The organism is Rhodovulum steppense (assembly GCF_004339675.1).
GTDB lineage: Bacteria > Pseudomonadota > Alphaproteobacteria > Rhodobacterales > Rhodobacteraceae > Rhodovulum > Rhodovulum steppense.
In genome coordinates this window covers 45,391-67,164 of the sequence record NZ_SLVM01000008.1, presented here as the reverse complement: position 1 = coordinate 67,164, position 21,774 = coordinate 45,391, and the positions used below count along the sequence as shown (strand labels likewise).

Here is a 21,774-nt window from a genome sequence, read left to right as displayed (position 1 = left end):
GCGCCATGGCTGACGCCCCGCAAAAACCCGCCCCCCAGCAGCCTGTCGGCGGCCGTGCCGCGATGCAGATGCAGCTGGCCGAGAAGTTCAAGAATTACAAACATGTATGGGTCTTCGTCGAGATCGAGCGCGGTCGCGTCCATCCCGTCTCGTGGGAACTGATGGGCGAGGGGCGCAAGCTCGCCGATGATCTGGGCGTTGATCTCTGCGCGGTGGTGCTGGGCCCGCGCAATGATGACACCAAGCGCGCGATCCGCGAGACATATCATTACGGCGCGGATGTCTGTTATATCTGCGAGGATCCGCTGCTTGCCGAGTATCGTAACGAGCCATTTACCAGGGCGCTGACCGATCTGGTCAACCGCCACCAGCCGGAGATCCTGCTGCTGGGTGCGACACCTCTGGGCCGCGATCTTGCCGGGTCTGTGGCCACGGTGTTGCAGACCGGGCTGACGGCGGATGCGACCGAGCTGAAGATCGCCGATGACAAGTCGCTGGCTGCGACCCGGCCGACCTTCGGCGGCACACTTCTGTGCACGATCCATACGCTGAACCACCGCCCGCAGATGGCCACGGTGCGCCCGCGGGTGATGGCGATGCCCGAACCCGACAGCAAGCGGTCGGGCCGGATGGTGTGGCATTCGCTGCGGATGCAGGAGGCGGATATCGTCACCAAGGTGCTGGAATTTGTCTCGGACGCGCAGGTGGAAAAGGCCAACCTGGCCTATGCCGATATCGTGGTGGCGGGTGGCATGGGGCTGCAGAACGCGGCCAATCTCAAGCATGTCCAGCGCCTGGCCGAGGTGTTGGGGGCCGAATGGGGTGTCTCGCGGCCGCTGGTGCAGAAGGGCTGGGCGCCGGCCGAACGCCAGATCGGCCAGACCGGCAACACGATCCGGCCCAAGCTTTACATCGCGGCCGGTATCTCGGGCGCGATCCAGCACCGGGTGGGCGTCGAGGGGGCCGATCTGATCATCGCGATCAACACCGATCCCGACGCCACGATCTTCGACTTCGCCCATCTGGGCGTGGTGGCCGATGCGCTGGCGGTCCTGCCAGCGCTGACCGATGCCTTTGCCCGCCGACTGTCCGGCCGGGCGCTGGCAAGCTGAGGAGGACGAGACAATGCCCGAACATTTCGACGCCATCGTCGTGGGGGCCGGACCGTCCGGCAACGCGGCGGCCTACACAATGGGCAAGGCGGGGCTGAACGTGTTGCAGATCGACCGGGGCGAATATCCCGGCTCGAAGAACGTGCAGGGTGCGATCCTCTATGCCGATGCGCTGGAGCGGATGATCCCCGATTTCCGTGAGACCGCACCGCTGGAGCGCCATGTGGTGGAACAGCGGTTCTGGATGCTCGACGAGACCTCGCATACCGGCACGCATCACCGCTCTGACAGTTTCAACGAGGAGAAACCCAACCGCTACACCATCCTTCGTGCGCAATTCGACAAGTGGTTCTCGAAACAGGTACGCGATGCGGGCGTCACGCTGATCACCGAGACCACGGTGACCGAACTGGTACGCAATGCCGAGGGCAAGGTGATCGGCGTGCTGACCGATCGCGAAGGCGGCCCGGTCTATGCAGATGTGGTGGTGCTGGGCGAAGGCGTGAACGGGCTGGTGGCGCAGCGCTCCGGGCTGCGCCCGGAACTGCGTCCGCAGCATGTCGCGCTCGCGGTGAAGGAAACCCATTTCCTGCCCGAGGACACGATCCGCGAACGCTTCAACCTGTCGGACGAGAACGAAGGCGTGGTGATCGAGGTGCTAGGCTCGGTCAGTTCGGGCATGGTCGGCACCGGGTTTCTCTATACCAACAAGGAATCGATCTCGATCGGGGTGGGCTGCCTGGTGTCGGATTTCGCCGAAAAGCAGATCCCGCCCTACGAACTGCTCGACCGGTTCAAGAGCCACCCTTCGGTCCGACCGCTGCTGAAGGGGTCCGAGATGAAGGAATATGTCGCCCATCTGATCCCCGAGGGCGGCTATGACGCGATCCCGAATCTGACCGGGGACGGCTGGTTGATCGTGGGCGATGCAGGGCAATTCGTGAATGCGGTGCATCGCGAGGGCTCGAACCTGGCGATGACCACCGGCCGGATCGCGGCCGAGTGCCTGGTGCGGCTCAAGGCCGAGGGGCTGCCTGCGACCGAGGAGAACCTCAAGATATACCGCGACGCGCTGGAAGAAAGCTTTGTGCTGAAGGATCTGAAGAAATACCGAAAGATCCCGAAACTGCTGGAGCGGAACCGCCAGCTTTTCACCACCTACCCGGCCTTCATCAACCGGTCGATGCAGGCCTTCCTGCGGGTGGACGGGCGCGACAAGAAAACAAAGGAAGCCGAGATCCTGCGAGGCCTGAAACGGGCGCGTGGCGGCTGGCTGCGTGTGGCGACCGACATGGTCAAGGTGGCGAGGGCGTGGAGATGACGGACAAGATGAACGGAACAAAACCCCCGAAGATGGAAGAGCGGCTCTACCAGAACCGCTACATGGTGGACGAAGGGCGGCCGCATGTGCGCATCGAACACCAGCGCGGCGGTGACAGCCCAGAATTGCGGGCGCTGGTCAATATCTGCCCCGCGGGATGCTACCGCCTGAACGAGGAGGGCCGGGTGGAGGTGGCGCCGGACGGCTGCATGGAATGCGGCACCTGTCGCATCGTCTGCCAGGCGACGGGTGAACTGGAATGGTCCTACCCCCGCGGCGGATACGGAATCCTGTTCAAGTTCGGCTGAGCCCGGCGGTTTGCGTAGGGGGACCGGCGCGCCGGTGTCGGGACCGCCCCGGCGGGCGGCCCTCGGGCGCGGCACCCTCCCCGGTCCGCGGCAAGACGGGTGAGGCGCGCTGTTGCGACTCGTGTTAGGTTGTCCGGATGGAAATGAATGTCGTCCAGCGCCAGACCCAGGGCCTGGCGATGAATGTCAAGATGCAGGCCGCGTTGCGGATCCTGCAGATGAGCCATCTTGACCTTGTTGCTCATTTGGCCGAGCAGGCGCTGGAGAATCCCTGTCTCGAGGTCAGCCTGCCCGAGGCGTTGCCATCCTTGCCTTCGGGCACGCCCGCGGCTCGGCATGATCCGGATTGGGACCCGGTCGCGGCTCTGCAGGGGGAGAAGCCCAGTCTTTTTGCCCATGTCGCGGGCCAGATCGCGCTGGCCTTTCCGCAGCCTGCGGCGCAGCGCGTGGCGCTGGCCTTTGTCGAGACGCTGGAGCCGACGGGCTGGCTGGGTGCCTCGGTCGAGACGGTGGCGCGCGATGTGGGCGTTCCGGTGGCGGTGGCAGAGGCGGTGCTGGGACGGCTTCAGCAGCTTGAGCCCGCCGGGCTGTTCGCGCGTAATCTGGCCGAGTGCCTGAAATTGCAGGCCGCCGACAAGGGGCTTCTGACCTGGGAATTGTCGGTGATCCTGGACAATCTGGGGATGCTGGCCGAGGGGCGGATCGAGGAACTGGCCGATCTGTGCGATGGCACGCCCGCGGATGTGCGCGCGGCGCTGGTGTCGATCCGGGGGCTCGATCCCAAGCCGGGGCTGGCCTTTTCGATGCAGGAACATCCCGTGCAGCCGCCCGATCTGCGGCTGGTTCGTGGCGAGGAGGGATGGCAGGTCGAGTTGAACCGGTCGATCCTGCCCACGCTGCGGGTGACCGCGGGGCCGGGGTCTGCGGGCGATGCGGCGGCGCGGGCTTGGCTGTCCTCGGCGCAGTCGCGGGCGCGCTGGCTGGTGCGCGCGGTCGAGCGGCGGCAGGCGACGCTGTTGCTGACCGCCGCCTTCCTGGTGCGTCACCAGGACGCCTTCATCGAGGCCGGTCCCGCGGCGCTGCGCCCGCTCTCGACCGAGGAGGCGGCGGCGGAACTGGGCCTGCATCCCTCGACGATCAGCCGCGCGGTGGCGCACCGGATGATCGAGACGCCGCGCGGCACGCTGCCGCTCAAGGCGTTCTTCAGCCGGGCCTTCACGCCGGGATCGGGGGCGGACGGGCCGTCGCAGGATGCGCTGATCGCGCTGGTGGGGCGGATCGTGGCTGCCGAGGATGCCGCCAATCCGCTCAGCGATGCCGAGATCGTCCGCCGGGCCGAGGCCGAGGGCGCGCGACTGGCCCGGCGCACGGTCGCCAAGTATCGAGATATGCTGGGAATTCCGTCCTCCTATGACCGCCGCAAGCGGTCGCCGGAACCGGCCTGACGGCGTTCAGCCCGCCGCCGCGCGTGCGGTGAACTCGGTCGGCCCGGCCGCAAAGGCATCGGCCCGGGCCTGCAACGCGGCGTGATGGGGCGACTTGATGCAGGTCGGATCGGTCGCCGAGGCATTGCCCACCAGCGCCATCGCCTGACAGCGGCAGCCGCCGAAATCGATGGTCTTGCGCTCGCACGAGGCGCAGGGCTCGGGCATCCAGTCGGTGCCGCGATAGGCGTTGAAGGCGCTGCCCTCATACCAGATCTCGCGCAGCGGCCGGTCCTGCGTCCGGTCGAAGACCAGCCCCGGAATGGTCTGCGCCGCGTGGCAGGGCAGCACCAGCCCGTCGGGGGCCACGTTGATGCCGGTCGAGCCCCAGCCGCCCATGCAGCGCTTGGGATAATCGTTGTGGTAATCGGCGCGCACATAGTCGATCACCAGCACCCCCTTGAGCCGGGCGCGGGCCTCGGCCACGATGGCATCGGCCTCGCGCGCCTGTTCGCGCGTGGGCATCAGCGCATCGCGGTTCATCAGCGCCCAGCCGTGGAACTGGACCGTCGCGACCTCGATCCGGCGGGCGCCCATCTCGACGGCCATCTCGATGGCGCGCGGCAACTGGTGCAGGTTCTGGCGATGCAGCACCGCGTTAAGCGTCAGCGGAAAGCCGATCTCGCCGATCCAGCGGGCAACATCCATCTTGCGCGCGAAACCGCCGCGATAGCCGCCGATCCGGTCGGCCATGTCGGCATCGGTGCCCTGAAGCGACAACTGGATATGGTCAAGCCCCGCTTCGTCCAGCTCCTTCAGCCGTTTCTCGGTCAGCCCGATCCCCGACGTGATCAGGTTTGTGTAAAGCCCCGCCTCGCGCGCGGCGATCACCAGATCGACAAGGTCACGCCGCGTCACCGGCTCGCCCCCCGACAGGTGCAGTTGCAGCACGCCCAGATCGGCGGCCTGCCGGAACACGTCGGCCCATTGCGCGGTGTCGAGTTCGGCGTCCCGGCGGGTCAGCTCCACCGGGTTCGAGCAATAGGGACAGGACAGCGGGCAGCGGTGGGTCAGTTCCGCCAGCATCGCGATGGGCGGGGTGACGGTCATTTCACCTCCAGGAACCGGCGCTCGATCAGGGTGCCGAGAAAGCCGCGGCTGTCCGCGGCGATCTGGTCCTCGGGCGCGGCGTATCTCGCGGCCAGTCCGGCCGTGATCTGGCCAAAGCTGCGCGCGCCGTCGATCTCCGAGAGGATCGCGCGGCCGATCTCGTCCAGCGCCACGGTGCGTTCGGGCGCGAGCAGCACCCAGCGGTCGCGCACGCGGTCGAACTGCATGCGCACGCCGCGGGGGATCACGGGAATGTCCTGCGCGCCGATCATGATGCCCGTGCCAGCGCCTGACCCTCGCCCGGCACCCAGGCACCGGGCGGGATGCGGGCCGGTTCGACATAGGCCGAATGCAGCGCGTCAAGCTGCGCCCACAGCACATCGGTCTTGAAGATCAGCGCGTTGGCGGCGGCGTCCTGCTTTTCCTGCGTGTCGGCATGGTCCAGCACCCAGGCCAGGCCAAAGGCCACATCCTTGGGCGCCTCGGTCAGGCGCTTGCGGAAATAGGACATGCTGACATCATTGGCGAAATCGTAGTTCTTCAACAGCCCCTCGATCCGCTCGGCATGGATTCTGGGCGCGAACAGCTCGGTCAGGGACGAGGCCACGGCTTCCAGCAGGGTCTTGTCACGCACGAAGCGGACATAGGCATCGACGGCGAATTTCGTGGCCGGAAGGATGCCGACCTCCGAGGCGACGTAATCGGGGTCCAGCCCCACCGCCTCGGCCAGTTTCAGCCAACGCGCGATGCCACCCTCGTTCTCGGCGGTGCCGTCGTGATCCTCGATCCGCGAGCGCCAGGCGCGGCGCAGTTTCGGATCCTCGACGCGCGACATGAACGCGGCGTCCTTCATCGGGATGCGGGACTGGTAGTAATAGCGGTTGATGACCCAGGCGCGGACCTGATCGGGCGTGCAGCGCCCGCCGTGCAGCAGGTGATGGAACGGGTGCTTGTCGTGATAGCGCTCGTCGCCGATGCGGCGCAGCCGCGCCTCGAATTCCTGGCGGGTCTGGGTCATGGCGTGATCTCCATTCCATCCTGTCCGATGATCCACCCGGCGGCCTCGGCCTCGGCCCGTTCGAGGCTTTCGGGGTTCAGCACCGGGTTGGTGTTGTTCATGTGAACGTAGATCTTCTTGCCCACGTTCAGGCTCGCAAAGGCCGCGATCGAGCCATCCGGCCCGCTCATCGAGATATGGCCCATCCGCTTGCCGGTCTTTTCACCCAGCCCCGCGCGCACCATCTCGTCGTCGCGCCAGAGCGTGCCGTCGAAGAACACCAGCGGCGCCCCGTTCAGACGCGCGCGCAGTTCGTCGTTCAGCATCGCGCAGCCGGGGATGTAAAGCGCCTCGCCACCTCCGCCGGTCAGGTGGACGCCCACGGTCTGCTCGCCGACCAGATCGGTCTCGACCGTCTCGCCCTCAAGGTAAAGCGGCACCTTGCCGGGCACCGGGAACAGGTCCGCCCAGAGGCCCGGTGCCAGCCGGAAGGGAACGCCGAGGGTCACGGTCCTGCGTGTCACGACCTTTTTGTTCAGCGCCGCGAAGATCGGGTTCTGCGCCAGAACGTCGTGGATGCCGGCGGTGGCGAACAGGTCAAAGGGCTGCATCTCGCGCAGTGTCAGCAGGCCAGCGACATGGTCGATATCGCCATTGGTCACGAGAACCGATTTCAGCGGCACCTCGCGCAGGCCGGAGGGGTGCAGCGCCGCGCAGTCCGTGAGTTGGTGTCTGATATCGGGCGAGGCGTTCAGGATCGTCCAGTCCTCGCCGTTGCCCGTAACCGCGAGGGAAGATTGAGTCTGGGCCGGTATCGACCCTTGCCTTGCAAGGCGACAATTCTCGCAGCCGCAATTCCATTGAGGCAATCCACCACCGGCAGCCGCCCCGAGGATATGCGCGCGGAATCCCAACGTGGCCTCCGCGCGCAGCCGATCAGAACAGGCCGCCCTGATCGTCGCCGCTGTCCGGGCCGTACATGTTGATTTCCATGCCGCACTCGATCTCGCGGAGGGTCGGTTTGGTCCAGGCCATGATGAGTTCTCCCTTAAGGTTCCCGAAGGATACGGGAATATTCGGCACTGGCGGCCTTCGCGTCAAAAGAATTGTTCTAAGAAATTATAAAAACCGTTCCAAGAAAGTGGCTTAGGTATCCAGCGCTGCCACAGGCTCCAGCATGAAGCCGCGGTTCCGCAGCGTGCGCAGCTCGAATCCGAACTCCCGCGTTGGCGCTAATTTGCGGCGCAGGTAGCCGATATAGACGTCGACCACATTCTCGGAACTGGTGCCCTCGCGCGCCCAGAGCCGGTCGAACAGGTCCGCGCGCGACAGCACCTCGCCGCGATGGGTCCAGAGCAGTTCGAACAGCGCGAATTCGCGCTCGGTCAGCGTGATGCTGGTCGCCGGGCCATGGACGGTGCGGATCGCGGGGTCGAGCCGCAGGGCAGGGGCGGGGTCCGAGCGGCGGGCGCGGCGTTCCTGCACCTTGAGACGGGTCACCAGCTCGTCAAAGGCAAAGGGCTTGGCGATGTAGTCATCCGCGCCCGCATCCAGCCCGGCGGTGCGGTCCTCGACCTCGGACAGCGCGCTCAGCATCAGGATCGGCGTGCGGATGCCCTCGGCGCGCAGCGCGCGCACCAGCTCGATCCCGCTGTCGGAGCCGATCATCACGTCGACGATGGCCGCCCCCGGCCGGTCCTCGCGGAACCGCATAAGTGCCTCTTCGACGCGATGTGCGCAGATCGTGCGATATCCATGCAGCCCGAGGCCCCGGGCCAGCGCCGAGGTGATCTCGGGGTCGTCGTCCACGATCAGTATGCTGTTGGCGTTTTCGGCCATCGCGGTGCATCACTCCTTGATCAAGGGCAGGCGCACCTCGACCAGCGTGCCGGGTTCATCGCCAAGGCGCTGCCCCTCGGGCACCGGGCTGATCAGCGCGATCTTGCCGCCCATCTGTTCCACAAGCCATTTCGCGAGCGCAAGCCCGATGCCGAAGCCCCCGGCGCGCGGACCGGTCTTGCCACGATGAAACCGAGTGAAGACGCGGCCGATCTCGTCCGTGGGCACGCCGGGGCCGTTATCGGTGACGCGCACGACGCCCGCGCCGTTGTCGGCGACGACGTCGATCGACAGGCGACCGCCCGACCCGGCATGGCGCACCGCGTTCTGGGCAAGACCGGCGATCACCTGGCGCAGCCAATCCGGATCGGACGTCACCTGCAGCCCCGATACGGCCGCGACCTCGACCGTCATGGCGGCGGCTTCGATCTCGACCCGGATATCGGCGACGGCGTCGGTGGCGATGCGTCCCAGGTCGCAAGGCTCGCGCGTGAGTTCAATGCGCCCGCTTTCCGAGCGCGCCACCCGCAACAGATCGTCGATCCGCTGCCCCAGACGGCGGGCCCGGGCGCGGATCGTCTCGAAACCCGCATGTGCATCGCCCACGCCCTTAAGGCCAAGTTCGGATTCAAGCAAGATCACGGTCAGGGGCGTGCGCAGTTCGTGGCCTATATCGGCGAAGAAGCGGCGCCGTTCCTCGTCGGTCCGCGCCAGCGCCTCGTTTGCCGCGCGCAGCTCTTCGGTGCGCGCGGAAATGGTTTCGTTCAGGCGGGCCCATTCGGCCTCCACCTCGTCGCGACGGCGGGCTAGCGCACGGGACGCGCGGTTCGTCTCGGCGAACAACCGGCCGATCTCGTCGCCGCGATCCTCGGGCAGCGTGACATCGAACTCGCCGCGCCCGATCCGTTGCGCGGCCTCCCGGGCAAGGTCGAGACGGCCCAGTTGCGGCCGCACAAGGCCGAAATAGAAGGCCCCGAACATCCCTACGACCAACGCCGAGATACCCAGGGCCATCAGCGTCAGTTGGCGGCGCAGGTCGCCGATTCCGGCGACGATCTGGTCGCGGACGCGCATCTCGTCTGCCACGGCGGCATTCAGCAGGGATTCCACCGCCTGCGCGAAACCCGCGAGATAGGCGCGCGCCTCGTCCGTGCCGGTCTGCCCCGACAGCAGCCCGTCGCGCGTGGACGTGAACAATGCCTCCATCCGTGCGATCGCGATGCTTTGCGTGGCACGGCGCGACTGTTCGTTCAGTCCCTGGCCGCGGGCCTGGGCGACCGCCGCCCCGAGATCCTGGCGCATCAGCGCGAAGGTGCCTTCCAGTCCCCGGATCGCGGTTTCCATCCGCGCGGCGCGTTCGTCGAGCGACAGGCCGGCCTGCATCGCCTCGGCCGAGATCGCGATGAAGGCAGAGATCTGCGTGGACAGCACCGAATAGCGCGCGATGCGTCGTTCGGCCTGCAGCGACTCGGCGATGCGTTGCGAGACCTGGCCCATGCCGTAAAGCGTCAGCGCGCCCGACAGGATCGCGACCAGTCCTATCATGCCCGCGCCCAGCGCAAGCCGCCCCTTGAGCGAGGCGAAGGGATGCCAGTTACCGCGCTGCCACCCAGCGTCGCGCGCTGTCCTGGACGGTCCGGTGCTGTCCCGCCGCTGTTCCAAGTCCTCTACTCCCGACCCCTTGTCGATCTTAGGGCGTATTGCGGGCAGGGGCTGCAAGACCAAAGACGGGATTGACAGCTCGGGCGGGGAATGGACGTCGGTCGAGGGACGTGCCACCAGGTGCGGCGCGACGTCCGCGCCCGTTCCCGGGGCGGTTCGGTTTCCGTCCATGCCCGCGGGGCCGAGATGCAGAAACGGGTTTTCTTTGGCGCGCCTATGGGGTTCATTGAGGCGCCGGGAGAGGACTCAGATGACGCCAGAGGCGCACCCCACCCCCCACGGCTCCGAAGGCGCCGCACGCCACCGGGGCAGCCCGATCCGCATGAACCGCCCGGCGGCCGTATGGGACCGGGCAGCGTTCCCGGCGCACGAATCGAACGCGCAGGACGGGCGGGCCCGGCCCTCTGGTGCAACTGGCGCAGACCCCGGCGGATCCATGTGGAACCCCACCGATGCAGCGCTCTGTTCGCCCGGGTCGGCCCCATGCGGTGGGGCTGTGGTCCGGCGCCTGCCATTGATACGATCGGGGCCGCGAGCGGCCACGAAAATGCACCCTCATCACGATCCGAAGGGAGAAGACGATGACACTGAAAAACCTCTTGGTAACGGTCGGCATGCTGGCGCTGATCGGCGTCGGGGCGTCCGCCCAGACGCTGGTCTATTGCTCCGAGGGCTCGCCCGAAGGTTTCGACCCGGCGCTTTACACCTCGGGCACGACCTTCGATGCCTCCTCGCACCCGGTCTATAACCGGCTTGTAGAATTCGAAACGGGCACCACCAATGTCGTGCCCGGCCTTGCCGAAAGCTACGAGGCATCCGAGGACGGGCTGGAATACACGTTCCACCTGCGCCAGGGGGTCCGGTTCCATTCCGTCGACGGCTTCACGCCGACCCGCGATTTCAATGCGGATGACGTGATCTTCAGCTTTGAACGTCAGCGGCTGGCCGATCATCCCATGCACAATGCCTCGGGCGGGACGTGGGAATATTTCGACGGCATGTCGATGGCCGATCTGATCGCCTCGATCGAGAAGGTCGACGACTACACGGTGAAATTCGTCCTCAACCGGCCCGAAGCGCCCTTCATCGCGAACCTCGCGATGGATTTCGCCTCGATCCTGTCGGCCGAATATGCCGATGCGATGCTGGCCGCGGGCACGCCCGAGATGCTGAACCAGAAGCCCGTGGGCACCGGCCCGTTCCGCTTTGTCGCCTATCAGAAGGATGCGGTGATCCGCTACCAGCGCAATGCCGATTACTGGGACGCGGGCAAGCCCAAGGTCGAGAATCTGGTCTTTGCCATCACCCCCGATGCGTCGGTGCGCTACCAGAAGCTGAAGGCGGGCGAATGCCATGTCATGCCCTTCCCGAACCCCGCCGACATCCAGGCGATGAAGGACGATCCGGGCATCAACGTGCTGGAACAGGAAGGGCTGAACGTGGGCTATCTGGCCTACAACACCACCATGGCGCCGTTCGACAATGCAAGGGTGCGCAAGGCGCTGAACATGGCGATCGACAAGCAGGCGATCATCGACGTGGTGTTCCAGGGCTCGGGCGAGATCGCCAAGAACCCGATCCCGCCAACCATGTGGTCCTATAACGACGCCGTCGAGGACGATCCCTACGACCCCGAGGCCGCCAGGGCGATGCTGGAGGAGGAAGGCGTCAGCGGCCTGAACATGAAGGTCTGGGCGATGCCGGTGCAGCGGCCCTACAACCCGAATGCGCGCCGCATGGCCGAACTGATCCAGGAGGATTTCGCCAAGATCGGCGTGGGCGTCGAGATCGTGACCTATGAATGGGGCGAGTATCTCAGCCGGTCGCGCGAACTGGACCGCGATGGCGCGCTGCTTCTGGGCTGGACCGGGGACAATGGCGATCCGGACAACTTCCTGGCGGTGCTTCTGGGCTGCGACGGGCGGGGCAGTTCGAACCGCGCGCAATGGTGCTACGAGCCGTTCGAGGATCTGATCCAGATGGCCAAGGTCACGACCGATGTGGCCGAGCGCACCGCGCTTTACGAAGAGGCGCAGGTGGTCTTCAAGGACCAGGCGCCCTGGGCGACCATCGCGCATTCGGTCGTGTTCATGCCGGTGCGCCCCGAGGTCGAGGGCTACAAGGTGCATCCGCTGGGCGGGCATATCTTCACCGATGTAGGCCTTTCGCAGTAAGGCACTGAAAGAACCGGGGCGGGGCCTGTCAGCGGGCCCCGCCCCCTGCACGGGGGCGCGCGGACATGGCGGGATTGTCGGACTATGCGGGGCTTGCGGCCCGGCTGGGGGTGGATGCGGTCGCCATCGTGCCGGGGCCGAATTTCGCCCGGATGACGGGGTATGATTTCCACACCAACGAACGGCCGCTGGTGATCGTGATCCCCGCCGACGGGCCGCCCGCCGCGGTGGTGCCGAACCTTGAACTGGCGTCCTTCGATCTGCTGGGCTTTTCCGGCGCGGTCTTCGACTGGCGCGATCAGGACGGCTATCAGCCCGCCTTTGCGGCGCTGGCGCGCCATCTTCCGGTTGCCAGCCTTGCGGTCGAGGGGCAGGTGATGCGCGTCTTCGTCCAGCTTGCGCTGGCGGCAGCATGGCCGGGGCTGCGCATCGTCGATGCCGAGCGCGAGATCTCGGGGCTGCGCATCCGCAAGACCGCGGCCGAGATCGCCGCGCTGGAGCGTGCCATCGCGATTTCCGAACGCGCGCTGGCCAATGTGCTGGACAATGTGCGCATGGGGCAGACCGAGAAGCAGGTCGAAAGCCTGCTGGTGCAGGCGCTGTTCGCCCAAGGGGCCGAGGACATGGCCTTTGCCCCGATCGTGGCCGCGGCCGACAATTCCGCACGGCCCCATGCCAGCGCCCGGCCCGATTACGCGATCCGGCCCGGCGACGCGCTGCTTCTGGATTTCGGCGCGCGCTGGGGCGGGTTATGTGCCGACATCACGCGCACCGTCTTTGTCGGGCATGCAACCGACGAGGCCGAACAGGTCTATGACACCGTCCTGCGCGCCAATCAGGCGGGCCACGCGCACACGCGTCCGGGGGCGAGCGCGCATGAGGTGGACGACGCGGTGATCTCGGTGCTCGAAGCATCGCCCTTTGCCGACCGCATCCGCACCAAGACCGGCCATGGGCTGGGGCGCGAGGTGCATGAGGCCCCCTATATCATGCGCGGCAACCATCAGGTGCTGGAACCCGGCATGGTCTTTACCAACGAGCCGGGGCTTTACCGGATCGGCGGCTTCGGCGTGCGGATCGAGGACGACATTCTTGTGACGGATACCGGCTGCCGGTCATTGACAGCCTGCCCCCGCGAACTGATCGTGGTCGGGCCATGATCCGCTATCTGCTTGCCCGGCTCCTGACCTTCGTGCCGACCTTTCTGGGCGTGACGCTGATCTCGTTCGCCTTCATCCGCGTGCTGCCGGGCGATCCGATCATCGTGATGGCGGGCGAGCGCGGGCTGACCGAGGAACGCTATGCCGAACTTGTCACCCAGTTCGGCTTCGACAAGCCGCTGCCGGTGCAGTTCTGGACCTATCTGACGGGGGTGTTGCAGGGCGATCTGGGCGTGTCCTATGTCACCAAGCGCCCGGTCTGGGACGAGTTCTTTGCGCTGTTCCCGGCCACGCTGGAACTGTCGCTCTGCGCGATCGTCTTTGCCATCGCGATCGGCCTGCCCGCCGGGGTGATCGCGGCGGTCAATCGCGGCAAGCTGTTCGACAGGGCGCTGATGTCCACGGCACTTGTGGGCTATTCGATGCCGATCTTCTGGTGGGCGCTGCTGCTTATCATCGTCTTTTCAGGAAATCTGGGCTGGACGCCGGTTTCGGGGCGGATGGGGCTGCTGTACTTCTTCGAGCCGGTGACAGGCTTCATGCTGATCGACTCGGTGCTGTCGGGGCAGTCGGGGGCGTTCGGCTCGGCGGTGCGGCATCTGATCCTGCCGACCATCGTGCTGGGCACGATCCCGCTGGCGGTGATCGCACGCCAGACCCGGTCCGCCATGCTTGAGGTGCTGTCCGAGGACTATATCCGCACCGCCCGCGCCAAGGGCCTGTCGCCGCTGCGGGTGAACGGGCTGCATGCGCTGCGCAACGCCATGATCCCGGTCGTCACGGTGATCGGGCTCTCGGTGGGCACGCTGCTGGCCGGCGCGATCCTGACCGAGACGATCTTTTCCTGGCCCGGCATCGGCAAGTGGATGGTCGACTCAATCTTCCGGCGCGATTACCCGGTGGTTCAGGGGGGGCTGCTGCTGATCGCGTCGATGGTGATGGTGGTGAACCTGACGGTCGACATCCTGTACGGCTTCATCAACCCCAAGATCCGGGCACGCAAATGAGCGTGGCGCTGCGACAGGGGCCGCTGGCCGAGTTCTGGTACTATTTCCGCGAAAACCGCGGCGCGGTGATCGGGCTGTGGGTCTTTGCGGCCTTTGCCTTCGTGGCGCTGTTCGCGCCGCTGCTGGCCCCCTATGACCCGACCCAGCAATTCCGCCAGAGCGTCCTTCTGCCGCCTGCCTGGATCGCGGGGGGCGACTGGGCCTTTCCGCTGGGCACCGATCCCCTGGGCCGCGACATGCTTTCGCGGCTTATCCATGGGGCGCGCTATTCCTTCTTCGTCGGCATCGTGGTGGTGGTGGTCGCGGCCTCGGGCGGGATCCTTCTGGGGCTGATCGCGGGCTTCTCGCCGCGATGGCTGGACAGTCTGATCATGCGGCTGATGGACGTGATCCTTGCCTTCCCCTCGCTCTTGCTGGCGCTGGTGCTGGTGGCGATCCTGGGCCCGTCGCTGACGAACGCGATGATCGCCATCGCGCTGGTGCTGCAACCCCATTACGTCCGGCTGACCCGCGCCTCTGTGCTGTCGGAACGCACGCGCGATTACGTCGTCTCGGCGCGAGTGGCGGGGGCAAGGCTGCCGCGGCTGATGTTCGTCACCGTCCTGCCCAATTGCCTTGCGCCGATCATCGTGCAGGCGGCGCTGTCCTTTTCCACCGCGATCCTGGATGCTGCGGCGCTGGGCTTTCTGGGTATGGGCGCGCAACCCCCCACGCCCGAATGGGGCACGATGCTGGCCGAGGCGCGCGAGTTCATCCTGCGCGCCTGGTGGGTCGTGACCTTTCCCGGTGTCGCGATCCTGGTCACGGTGCTGGCGATCAACCTGATGGGCGACGGGCTGCGCGATGCGCTTGACCCCAAGCTGAAGCGGAGCTGAGGCATGGCGCTTCTGTCGATCCGCAACCTCTCGGTCGAGTTTGCAACCGCTTCGGGCAGCTTCCGCGCCGTCGATGCCATCGACGTGACGGTGGACCCGGGCGATATCCTGGCCATCGTGGGCGAAAGCGGCTCGGGCAAGTCGGTGTCGATGCTGGCGCTGATGGGGCTTCTGCCCTGGACCGCGACCGTCACAGCCGACGAGATGCGCTTTGACGGGAAGGACCTGCGCGCGATGACGCCGCGCACCCGGCGCAGGATCATCGGCAAGGACATCGCGATGATCTTTCAGGAGCCGATGTCCTCGCTGAATCCGTGTTTCACCGTCGGTTTCCAGATCAAGGAGGGGCTGAAGAAGCACCTCGGCCTTGACGCCCGCGCCCGCCATGCCCGCGCGCTGGAACTGATGGAGATGGTGGGCATCCCCGATCCCGTCCGGCGGCTGAGCGCCTATCCGCACCAGATGTCGGGAGGCATGAGCCAGCGGGTGATGATCGCCATGGCCATCGCCTGCCGCCCGCGGCTGTTGATCGCGGACGAACCGACGACCGCGCTGGACGTCACGATCCAGGCGCAGATCCTCGATCTGCTGACCGCGTTGCAGGCCGAGACCGGCATGGCGCTGATCCTGATCACGCATGACATGGGCGTGGTGGCCGAAACCGCGCGGCGCGTCAGCGTGCAATATGCCGGCCAGAAGGTCGAGGAACAGCCCGTCGGCCCGCTTTTCGCCACGCCCCATCATCCCTATACCTCGGCGCTGCTGGCCGCGCTGCCCGAACGGGCGACGACCCGGCTGTTGCCGACGATCCCGGGCGTGGTGCCGGGGCAGTTCGACCGCCCGCCCGGCTGCCTGTTCGCGCCGCGCTGCGCCTTTGCCGACGCGACCTGCCAGAACACGCCGCCCCCCGTGCAGCCGCCCGCCAAGGGGCTGGTGCGCTGCCATTACCCGCTGGGAGGCCCGGCATGAGCGCCGCCGTCCTGATGGCCGAGGGGCTGTCGCGCGTCTATGAAATCGGCGGGGGGCTGTTCGGTAAGCCGCGCGAGATCCGCGCGCTGTCGGATGTCAGTTTCGAGATCGCCCGCGGCAGGACGCTGGCCGTGGTGGGCGAGTCGGGCTGTGGCAAGTCCACGCTCGCGCGCGTCGTCACCATGATCGAGCCGCCCAGCGCGGGCCGCTTTGCCATCGACGGCACCGACGTGACGCCCGGGCGCTGGGCCGGGCTGCGCGATGCGGTGCAGATCGTGTTTCAGGACCCCTACGGCTCGCTCAACCCGCGCCAGCGGATCAGCGCGATCCTTGACGAACCGCTCAAGATCAACCGCAAGTCCCTGTCGCGTGCCGAGCGCGAGGCCAAGGTGCGCGAGGTGATGGCGCTGGTGGGCCTGCGCCCCGAATTCCACGATCGCTATCCGCACATGTTCTCGGGCGGACAGCGCCAGCGCATCGCCATCGCCCGCGCGCTGATGCTGGAACCCCGGGTGCTGGTGCTCGACGAACCGGTATCCGCACTGGATCTGTCGGTGCAGAGCCAGATCCTGAACCTGCTGATGGAATTGCAGGAACGGCTGGGGCTGACCTACCTGTTCATCTCGCACGACCTGTCGGTGGTGCGCCATGTCTGCGACGAGGTGATGGTGATGTATCTGGGCCGCGCCGTCGAGACGGGGGCCAAGGCCCAGGTCTTCGACAGCCCGCGCCACCCCTACACCCTTGCGCTGCTGTCCGCGACGCCGGTGGCCGACCCGGCCCGGCGCAAGGAGCGGATCAAGCTGACCGGCGAATTGCCGTCGCCGCTGGACATCCCGCTCGGTTGCGCCTTCGCCGCGCGCTGCTGGAAGGCGCAAGACCGCTGCCGGGCCGAACGGCCCGATCTTGAGGGCGATGGCCACAAGGTCGCCTGTTTCTTTCCCGAGGGGGGCTGAGGCTCGGGAACACGGCCTTGGCCAAACGCCCAGCGAATCGCTACCCTTGTGTCAGGGAGACAGCGCAGGCGGGAACCATGCGGATCATCGTCGGGATCGTGATCCTTTTCCTTGCGGCCCTGCCAGGGCGGGCAGAGCGGCGCGTCGCGCTGGTGGTCGGCAACGGGGCCTATGCCATGGCGCCCGCGCTTCCGAACCCGGGCAATGACGCCGAAGCGGTCGCTGCGGCACTGGAGCGGATCGGCTTCGAGGTGGAACGCGGGCTCGATCTGGACGGCGCGGCGATGCGCGCGCGCATCCGCGATTTCGGTCGGCAGGCAGAGGGGGCGGATCTGGCGCTGTTCTTCTATGCTGGCCACGGTATCCAGATGGCGGGGCGGAACTACCTGATCCCGACCGATGCGGCGCTGGAACGCGAGGGAGATCTGGACCTTTACGCCATGCCGCTGGATCTGGTGATCGCCGAGATGGAGCGAAGCGCCAAGACCAATATCGTGCTGCTGGACGCCTGCCGCGACAACCCGTTCGAGACGCAACTTTCACGCGCCATGGGGCAGGCGCGGTCCACGGCGCTTCTGGGCCGCGGGCTGGCGCCGGTCGAGACGGCCGGAGGTTTGTTCGTGGGATTCGCCACCGATCCGGGCCGCGTCGCCTTTGATGGGGCAGGGCGGCACAGTCCTTTCACCGAGGCGGTACTGGATCATGTCGCGACCGCGGGGCTGGAGATCAACGCGATGATGACCCGAGTGCGGGCAGATGTGTTCGAGACGACTGCCGGGCGGCAACGCCCCTGGTCGACCTCATCGCTGCTGCGCGAGGTCTACCTTTCCCCCGCAGCGCCCCCGCCGGCCGACGACACGGCGCAGGATATCGCGATGTGGCAGGGTTTGGGCGAAGCGGCCGGGGAAGAGGCATTGCGCGCCTATCTCGACGCCTTCCCGCACGGGCTGTTCGCCGAGGTCGCGCGCGACCGGCTGGGCGCGATCGAACTGGCGGCCCTCCTGCCCGAACGGGGCGCGCTGACCTCGTCCGATCCCCCCCTGGAACCTGCGCCTGCGCCGGTCGCCGTTGACCCGACGCGCGAGTGCGAGTTCTGTCCGACCATGGTCCGCGTGTCCGGCGGCGCGACAGTGCTGGGCTCGCCCGACCCGCAGGCTCCCGCCGCCGAGCGGCCCGCCACCCCCCAGACGCTCGCCCCCTTCCTGATGGCCGAGCACGAGGTCTCGGTCGGGCTTGTCCGCCGCTACGAGGCCGAGACCGGCCATACGATTCCGCGCGGCTGTTATGTCTGGACGGCGGATGGGCGCATGCGGATGGACCGGGCGGCCTATTGGCGCGCGCCCGGCTATGACGTGACGGATGCCTCGCCTGCCGCCTGCCTGAACTGGGAGGACGCCATGCGCATCACTGCCTGGTTGAACGAACAGGCGCCGGGCGCGGGCTATCGGCTGCCCTCCGAGGCCGAGTTCGAATTCGCGTTGAAGGCAGGGGGGGACGGCCCCTATCCTTGGGATGGCGGCGCCGAGAACGCCTGCGGCCATGCCAATGCGGCCGATGCCTCGTCGCGGTTTCGCTGGCGCAACACCGCCTGCGACGATGGCGCGCCCGATATCGCCATGCGCGGGTCGTTTCCGCAGAATGCCTACGGGCTATTCGATCTTGCCGGCAACCTGTGGGAATGGACGGCGGATTGCTGGAACGACAGCCACCGGGGCGCAGCCGCCGATGGCAGCGCACGCACCGAGGGACTGTGTTCCAGCCGCGTTTTGCGCGGCGGATCCTGGGACGATCCGCTGGCCAATCTGCGCGTCACCTACCGCGTGGGCATCCCCGCAGCGCAGCGGCAGGCGAATGTCGGGATGCGCGTCGTCCGGCCTGCGCCCTGAACGGTTATTCGGCCGGAACCGTCACCCCGGCGGAGGCGTGCGGCGCAGCCTCGGGGCGGGATCGCGGCCGGGACGCGGCCTCGCGCAGCGCCGCGATTGCCAGCAAGGCCAGAACCCCCAGCGGCGGCAGCACCCAGCGCAGCCAGACCTCATCGGGATAGCCCTGGAAGATCACCTGAAGGAACAGCGCGATCAGCGTGCCCGCGGCGAAGGTCAACAATCCCTGCCGTCCCAGCAGCCTGAGCGGCGCCAACGCGACACTTCCCGTTAGGCGCGTGACGGCCGGAATGCAGGACAGCACATAGACGAGCGCCAGGATATGCAGAAGGCGGGGCAGGGCCAGATAAGTCTTGTTGTGCGAGATCAGGTGGAACGGCGCCCCGGCCTTGCCAAGCTGCCAAAGCTGGTTGTTCATCCACTGGCCCAGCGGCCCGATCTTCATCCAGCAGATCACGAAGACCAGATAGCCCGCCGCCAGCGCGAAAAGGATCGCCGATTTCGGCACCAGCCGCTTGCCCTCGCGCAAGCGCAGCCCGATCAGAAGGCCGGTGAAGAACAGTGCCTGCCAGGACAGCGGGTTGAAGAACCAGCCGCCCGGATTGGGATAGTTCGGCAGGTTGATCCGGTAGAACCCCGCGCAGAACCAAAGGACCGCCGCAATCAGCGCTAGTCCAACCGTGCTGCGCAGCCCGATATAGATGGCCAGCGGCGTGGCCAGCAGCAACACCGCATAGGCGGGCAGGATGTTGACATAGCCCAGTTGGTGCATAAGCGCCGGAATGCCGATCAGCGCCGCTTCGGTGTTCTGGAAGACCTGCCTCAGGTTGATCTTGGTCAGCAGTTCCGGCAGCCCGAAGGTGGTTGCTCCCCAGGCGAAGATCGCGATGGCCCAGGCCGTCAGGAAGATCTGCGTCAGATACAGCGTCCAGGCCCGCCCCCAGACCGGCCGGACCGCCGCCCACAGCCCGTTCTGCGCCAGCGCGCCCCTCTCGAACCGCGCCGAATAGGCCAGCGCTGCCGCGATGCCCGACATCACGAAAAACGCCTCGGCCGCGTCGGAGAAGCCGAAATTCCGGCTGGTGAACTGCTCGTAGGGGTTCCTGGGCGCGTGGTTGATGAAGATCATCACCAGCGCGAGGCCGCGGAATGCGTCGATCCGCGGATCGCGTGGCCGCTTGAACCGGGGTTCGGGCTCACGCGGCCGCATCGAGTGCCTCCCTCGGCTGCGCGGCGGGCTGGCTCAAGCACGCCTGCCAGCGGTGGAAGGAGCGGATCACCGGGCTGGGGTCGGTCTCCTCGGGGGTGGTGAAAAGACCGCGGGCAATCGGGTGCGAACTGGCCCAGATCAGAAATGGTGCGGCCAGCATCGGCAGGCAGATCGGCAGCAGCCAGATCGCCAGCGACGGGGCGAGCATCTTGACCGCGGCCAGCGCGATCGCGCCCCCGGCAAAGATCCAGAACCCTGCCACCAGGCTCTGGCCAGGGCCCAGACGCCCCTCGCCGCGCTGGTTTGCGGGCCAGCCGCCATCGCGCCCCGCCAGCACCTGCATCACCGCACGGGACTGATACATCAGCATCACCGGGGCCAGCAGCGAGGACAGCACGATCTCGGCCAGTACCGAGCCTGCGGCCCGTGCCTTTCCGCCAAAGCGCCTTGTCCGGTCGGACAGCGCCGCAGCCCCCAGGATCGAAAGCTTGGGCAGCAGCAAAAGCCCCACGATCCCCAGCGCAAGCGTCACGATTTCCTTGGTCCGGTCCGAGGGGAAGACCGGGAAAAGCTGATAGGGTTCGGGGAAATAGTTCGGCGGCGGTGCCGTGACGGTGGCCGCGATCGAGGCGACAAGGAACGCGCCCCAGAACAGCGATGCGACATAGGCAAAGATGCCCTGGACAAAGACGAACCGGCTCCACGGTGCAAGGCCTGGGGCCGCCAGAAGACGCGCATGCTGGAGGTTGCCCTGGCACCAGCGGCGGTCGCGCCGCGCATGGGCAAGGATGTTGTCGGGGCCTTCCTCGAACGATCCCTCGATGGTCTCGTCGAGTTCTACCTTCCATCCCGCCCGCGCCAGCAGCGCCGCCTCGACATAGTCGTGGCTGAGGATGTGCCCACCGAACGGGGGCGGGCCGTCCAGCGCGGGCAGTCCGCAGCTTTCGGCGAAGGCCTTGACCCGGACGATGGCGTTGTGCCCCCAGAACGGCCCGGTCGCGCCCTGCATCCGCGCCAGCCCGCGGGCGAAAACCGGCGCGTGGAAGGCGGCGGAGAACTGCATCGCACGGCCAAACAGCGAACGCGCGCCGATGATTTTCGGCAATGTCTGCAATAGCCCCAGTTTCGGGTCGGCCTGCATCCGCGCGATCAGATGGCGGATCGTCTCGCCCTCCATCAGGCTGTCGGCGTCGAGGATAACGGCAAAATGGTAGGCACCGCCCGAGGTGCGGATGAAATCCTCGATATTGCCGGCCTTGCGGCCACGGTTGTCCATGCGGCGGCGATAGAACAACCGCCCCGCGCCGTCGGTCTCGGCCAGAAGGCGGGCGAAGGTGTCCCGCTCGCGCGCCGCGGCCAGGTCGTCACGGGTGTCCGACAGGATCGCGATGTCCACACTCAGCCCTGCGGCCCGGATCGAGCCGTCCATTGCAGCGATCCGGGCAAAGGTCGTCACCGGGTCCTCGTTGCAGATCGGCACCAGCACCACGGTCGGTGGTTGCGGGAGGGTCAATGGCGGCGGCACGGAGCGGTGGCGCCGGTTCGGCAAGCCGACAAAGGCCCCCGCCGCTCCCCAGGCAAGCCAGGCCGTGGTCACGAAGATCAGCGTGGTGCGCACCACATCCCACAGATGCACCCCGTCCTCGGTCGAGGCGGCGGCCAGCAAGGCCGCAGCTGCCCCCGCCGCAAGCACGGCGAAGCCGATCGCGGCGGTCCTCAGCGTCAGCGTCGGGAAGTCGGGGACGGGAACACGGGCCATGCCGGGGG

At 67.0% G+C, this 21,774-nt stretch carries 20 protein-coding genes; 11 read left to right on the top strand and 9 right to left on the bottom strand.

The window, feature by feature from the left end:
- Positions 1–5 precede the first annotated feature (5 nt).
- The 4 genes from EV216_RS06950 (at position 6) to rpoN (ending at position 4,186) form a co-directional block, all read left to right on the top strand.
- On the top strand, positions 6–1,112 hold the full coding sequence (locus EV216_RS06950; protein WP_132694335.1) for an electron transfer flavoprotein subunit alpha/FixB family protein: 1,107 nt from the start codon (positions 6–8) through the stop codon (positions 1,110–1,112).
- Between the two features lie 13 nt (positions 1,113–1,125).
- The gene (locus tag EV216_RS06945; RefSeq protein ID WP_132694334.1) at positions 1,126–2,433 is read left to right on the top strand and encodes an FAD-dependent oxidoreductase; all 1,308 of its coding nucleotides are present in this window, start codon (positions 1,126–1,128) and stop codon (positions 2,431–2,433) included.
- Positions 2,430–2,741, top strand: coding sequence for a ferredoxin family protein (locus tag EV216_RS06940; protein WP_132694418.1), 312 nt, complete (start codon positions 2,430–2,432; stop codon positions 2,739–2,741). The genes EV216_RS06945 and EV216_RS06940 overlap by 4 nt, the downstream gene beginning before the upstream one ends.
- Before the next feature lie 137 nt (positions 2,742–2,878).
- Positions 2,879–4,186 carry an RNA polymerase factor sigma-54 gene (gene rpoN, locus EV216_RS06935; protein WP_132694333.1) on the top strand — a complete coding sequence of 436 codons (1,308 nt, stop codon included), beginning with the start codon at positions 2,879–2,881 and terminating at the stop codon, positions 4,184–4,186.
- A gap of 6 nt (positions 4,187–4,192) precedes the next feature.
- Here rpoN and pqqE read toward each other — a convergent pair whose 3' ends face one another.
- The 7 genes from pqqE to EV216_RS06900 form a co-directional block, all read right to left on the bottom strand.
- Positions 4,193–5,275: a pyrroloquinoline quinone biosynthesis protein PqqE gene (pqqE, locus tag EV216_RS06930; protein ID WP_132694332.1), complete on the bottom strand. Its 1,083-nt coding sequence runs from the start codon at positions 5,273–5,275 to the stop codon at positions 4,193–4,195.
- Positions 5,272–5,547 carry a pyrroloquinoline quinone biosynthesis peptide chaperone PqqD gene (gene pqqD / locus EV216_RS06925; protein ID WP_132694331.1) on the bottom strand — a complete coding sequence of 92 codons (276 nt, stop codon included), beginning with the start codon at positions 5,545–5,547 and terminating at the stop codon, positions 5,272–5,274. Before pqqD ends, pqqE begins: the two co-directional genes overlap by 4 nt.
- Complete coding sequence (gene pqqC, locus EV216_RS06920; protein ID WP_132694330.1) at positions 5,544–6,293, bottom strand: pyrroloquinoline-quinone synthase PqqC; 750 nt, start codon at positions 6,291–6,293, stop codon at positions 5,544–5,546. Before pqqC ends, pqqD begins: the two co-directional genes overlap by 4 nt.
- Positions 6,290–7,186: a pyrroloquinoline quinone biosynthesis protein PqqB gene (pqqB, locus tag EV216_RS06915; RefSeq protein WP_132694329.1), complete on the bottom strand. Its 897-nt coding sequence runs from the start codon at positions 7,184–7,186 to the stop codon at positions 6,290–6,292. Before pqqB ends, pqqC begins: the two co-directional genes overlap by 4 nt.
- A gap of 22 nt (positions 7,187–7,208) precedes the next feature.
- A complete protein-coding gene (pqqA, locus tag EV216_RS06910; protein ID WP_132694328.1) occupies positions 7,209–7,307 on the bottom strand; it encodes a pyrroloquinoline quinone precursor peptide PqqA in 99 nt (32 codons plus the stop codon).
- Between the two features lie 111 nt (positions 7,308–7,418).
- Positions 7,419–8,111, bottom strand: a complete 693-nt coding sequence (locus tag EV216_RS06905) for a response regulator transcription factor (RefSeq protein ID WP_132694327.1) — start codon at positions 8,109–8,111, stop codon at positions 7,419–7,421.
- 9 nt (positions 8,112–8,120) lie between these two features.
- Positions 8,121–9,773 carry a sensor histidine kinase gene (locus EV216_RS06900; RefSeq protein WP_243642002.1) on the bottom strand — a complete coding sequence of 551 codons (1,653 nt, stop codon included), beginning with the start codon at positions 9,771–9,773 and terminating at the stop codon, positions 8,121–8,123.
- Between the two features lie 581 nt (positions 9,774–10,354).
- Here EV216_RS06900 and EV216_RS06895 point away from each other — a divergent pair.
- The 7 genes from EV216_RS06895 (at position 10,355) to EV216_RS06865 (ending at position 18,800) form a co-directional block, all read left to right on the top strand.
- The gene (locus EV216_RS06895) at positions 10,355–11,947 is read left to right on the top strand and encodes an ABC transporter substrate-binding protein (RefSeq protein WP_132694326.1); all 1,593 of its coding nucleotides are present in this window, start codon (positions 10,355–10,357) and stop codon (positions 11,945–11,947) included.
- A gap of 65 nt (positions 11,948–12,012) precedes the next feature.
- Entirely contained in the window at positions 12,013–13,107 is a 1,095-nt protein-coding gene (locus EV216_RS06890) for a M24 family metallopeptidase (RefSeq protein ID WP_132694325.1), read from the top strand.
- The gene (locus EV216_RS06885; protein WP_132694324.1) at positions 13,104–14,114 is read left to right on the top strand and encodes an ABC transporter permease subunit; all 1,011 of its coding nucleotides are present in this window, start codon (positions 13,104–13,106) and stop codon (positions 14,112–14,114) included. Before EV216_RS06890 ends, EV216_RS06885 begins: the two co-directional genes overlap by 4 nt.
- On the top strand, positions 14,111–14,989 hold the full coding sequence (locus EV216_RS06880; protein WP_132694323.1) for an ABC transporter permease subunit: 879 nt from the start codon (positions 14,111–14,113) through the stop codon (positions 14,987–14,989). Before EV216_RS06885 ends, EV216_RS06880 begins: the two co-directional genes overlap by 4 nt.
- 3 nt (positions 14,990–14,992) lie before the next feature.
- Positions 14,993–15,958: an ABC transporter ATP-binding protein gene (locus EV216_RS06875; RefSeq protein ID WP_132694322.1), complete on the top strand. Its 966-nt coding sequence runs from the start codon at positions 14,993–14,995 to the stop codon at positions 15,956–15,958.
- On the top strand, positions 15,955–16,914 hold the full coding sequence (locus EV216_RS06870; protein WP_132694321.1) for an ABC transporter ATP-binding protein: 960 nt from the start codon (positions 15,955–15,957) through the stop codon (positions 16,912–16,914). The genes EV216_RS06875 and EV216_RS06870 overlap by 4 nt, the downstream gene beginning before the upstream one ends.
- Before the next feature lie 77 nt (positions 16,915–16,991).
- A complete protein-coding gene (locus EV216_RS06865; protein WP_132694320.1) occupies positions 16,992–18,800 on the top strand; it encodes an SUMF1/EgtB/PvdO family nonheme iron enzyme in 1,809 nt (602 codons plus the stop codon).
- A gap of 4 nt (positions 18,801–18,804) precedes the next feature.
- Here EV216_RS06865 and EV216_RS06860 read toward each other — a convergent pair whose 3' ends face one another.
- Together EV216_RS06860 and mdoH are read right to left on the bottom strand one after the other, a co-directional pair.
- The gene (locus tag EV216_RS06860; protein ID WP_132694319.1) at positions 18,805–20,007 is read right to left on the bottom strand and encodes an OpgC family protein; all 1,203 of its coding nucleotides are present in this window, start codon (positions 20,005–20,007) and stop codon (positions 18,805–18,807) included.
- On the bottom strand, positions 19,994–21,766 hold the full coding sequence (gene mdoH / locus EV216_RS06855; RefSeq protein ID WP_132694318.1) for a glucans biosynthesis glucosyltransferase MdoH: 1,773 nt from the start codon (positions 21,764–21,766) through the stop codon (positions 19,994–19,996). Before mdoH ends, EV216_RS06860 begins: the two co-directional genes overlap by 14 nt.
- Positions 21,767–21,774 lie beyond the last annotated feature (8 nt).

What these genes read in the sequence shown, in the direction of transcription:
- EV216_RS06950 (WP_132694335.1), top strand. Translation starts at nt 6, where the DNA reads ATGGCTGACGCCCCGCAAAAACCCGCCCCCCAGCAGCCTGTCGGCGGC.
- EV216_RS06945 (WP_132694334.1), top strand. Translation starts at nt 1,126, where the DNA reads ATGCCCGAACATTTCGACGCCATCGTCGTGGGGGCCGGACCGTCCGGC.
- EV216_RS06940 (WP_132694418.1), top strand. Translation starts at nt 2,430, where the DNA reads ATGACGGACAAGATGAACGGAACAAAACCCCCGAAGATGGAAGAGCGG.
- rpoN (WP_132694333.1), top strand. Translation starts at nt 2,879, where the DNA reads ATGGAAATGAATGTCGTCCAGCGCCAGACCCAGGGCCTGGCGATGAAT.
- pqqE (WP_132694332.1), bottom strand. Translation starts at nt 5,275, where the DNA reads ATGACCGTCACCCCGCCCATCGCGATGCTGGCGGAACTGACCCACCGC.
- pqqD (WP_132694331.1), bottom strand. Translation starts at nt 5,547, where the DNA reads ATGATCGGCGCGCAGGACATTCCCGTGATCCCCCGCGGCGTGCGCATG.
- pqqC (WP_132694330.1), bottom strand. Translation starts at nt 6,293, where the DNA reads ATGACCCAGACCCGCCAGGAATTCGAGGCGCGGCTGCGCCGCATCGGC.
- pqqA (WP_132694328.1), bottom strand. Translation starts at nt 7,307, where the DNA reads ATGGCCTGGACCAAACCGACCCTCCGCGAGATCGAGTGCGGCATGGAA.
- EV216_RS06905 (WP_132694327.1), bottom strand. Translation starts at nt 8,111, where the DNA reads ATGGCCGAAAACGCCAACAGCATACTGATCGTGGACGACGACCCCGAG.
- EV216_RS06895 (WP_132694326.1), top strand. Translation starts at nt 10,355, where the DNA reads ATGACACTGAAAAACCTCTTGGTAACGGTCGGCATGCTGGCGCTGATC.
- EV216_RS06890 (WP_132694325.1), top strand. Translation starts at nt 12,013, where the DNA reads ATGGCGGGATTGTCGGACTATGCGGGGCTTGCGGCCCGGCTGGGGGTG.
- EV216_RS06885 (WP_132694324.1), top strand. Translation starts at nt 13,104, where the DNA reads ATGATCCGCTATCTGCTTGCCCGGCTCCTGACCTTCGTGCCGACCTTT.
- EV216_RS06880 (WP_132694323.1), top strand. Translation starts at nt 14,111, where the DNA reads ATGAGCGTGGCGCTGCGACAGGGGCCGCTGGCCGAGTTCTGGTACTAT.
- EV216_RS06875 (WP_132694322.1), top strand. Translation starts at nt 14,993, where the DNA reads ATGGCGCTTCTGTCGATCCGCAACCTCTCGGTCGAGTTTGCAACCGCT.
- EV216_RS06870 (WP_132694321.1), top strand. Translation starts at nt 15,955, where the DNA reads ATGAGCGCCGCCGTCCTGATGGCCGAGGGGCTGTCGCGCGTCTATGAA.
- EV216_RS06865 (WP_132694320.1), top strand. Translation starts at nt 16,992, where the DNA reads ATGCGGATCATCGTCGGGATCGTGATCCTTTTCCTTGCGGCCCTGCCA.
- EV216_RS06860 (WP_132694319.1), bottom strand. Translation starts at nt 20,007, where the DNA reads ATGCGGCCGCGTGAGCCCGAACCCCGGTTCAAGCGGCCACGCGATCCG.
- mdoH (WP_132694318.1), bottom strand. Translation starts at nt 21,766, where the DNA reads ATGGCCCGTGTTCCCGTCCCCGACTTCCCGACGCTGACGCTGAGGACC.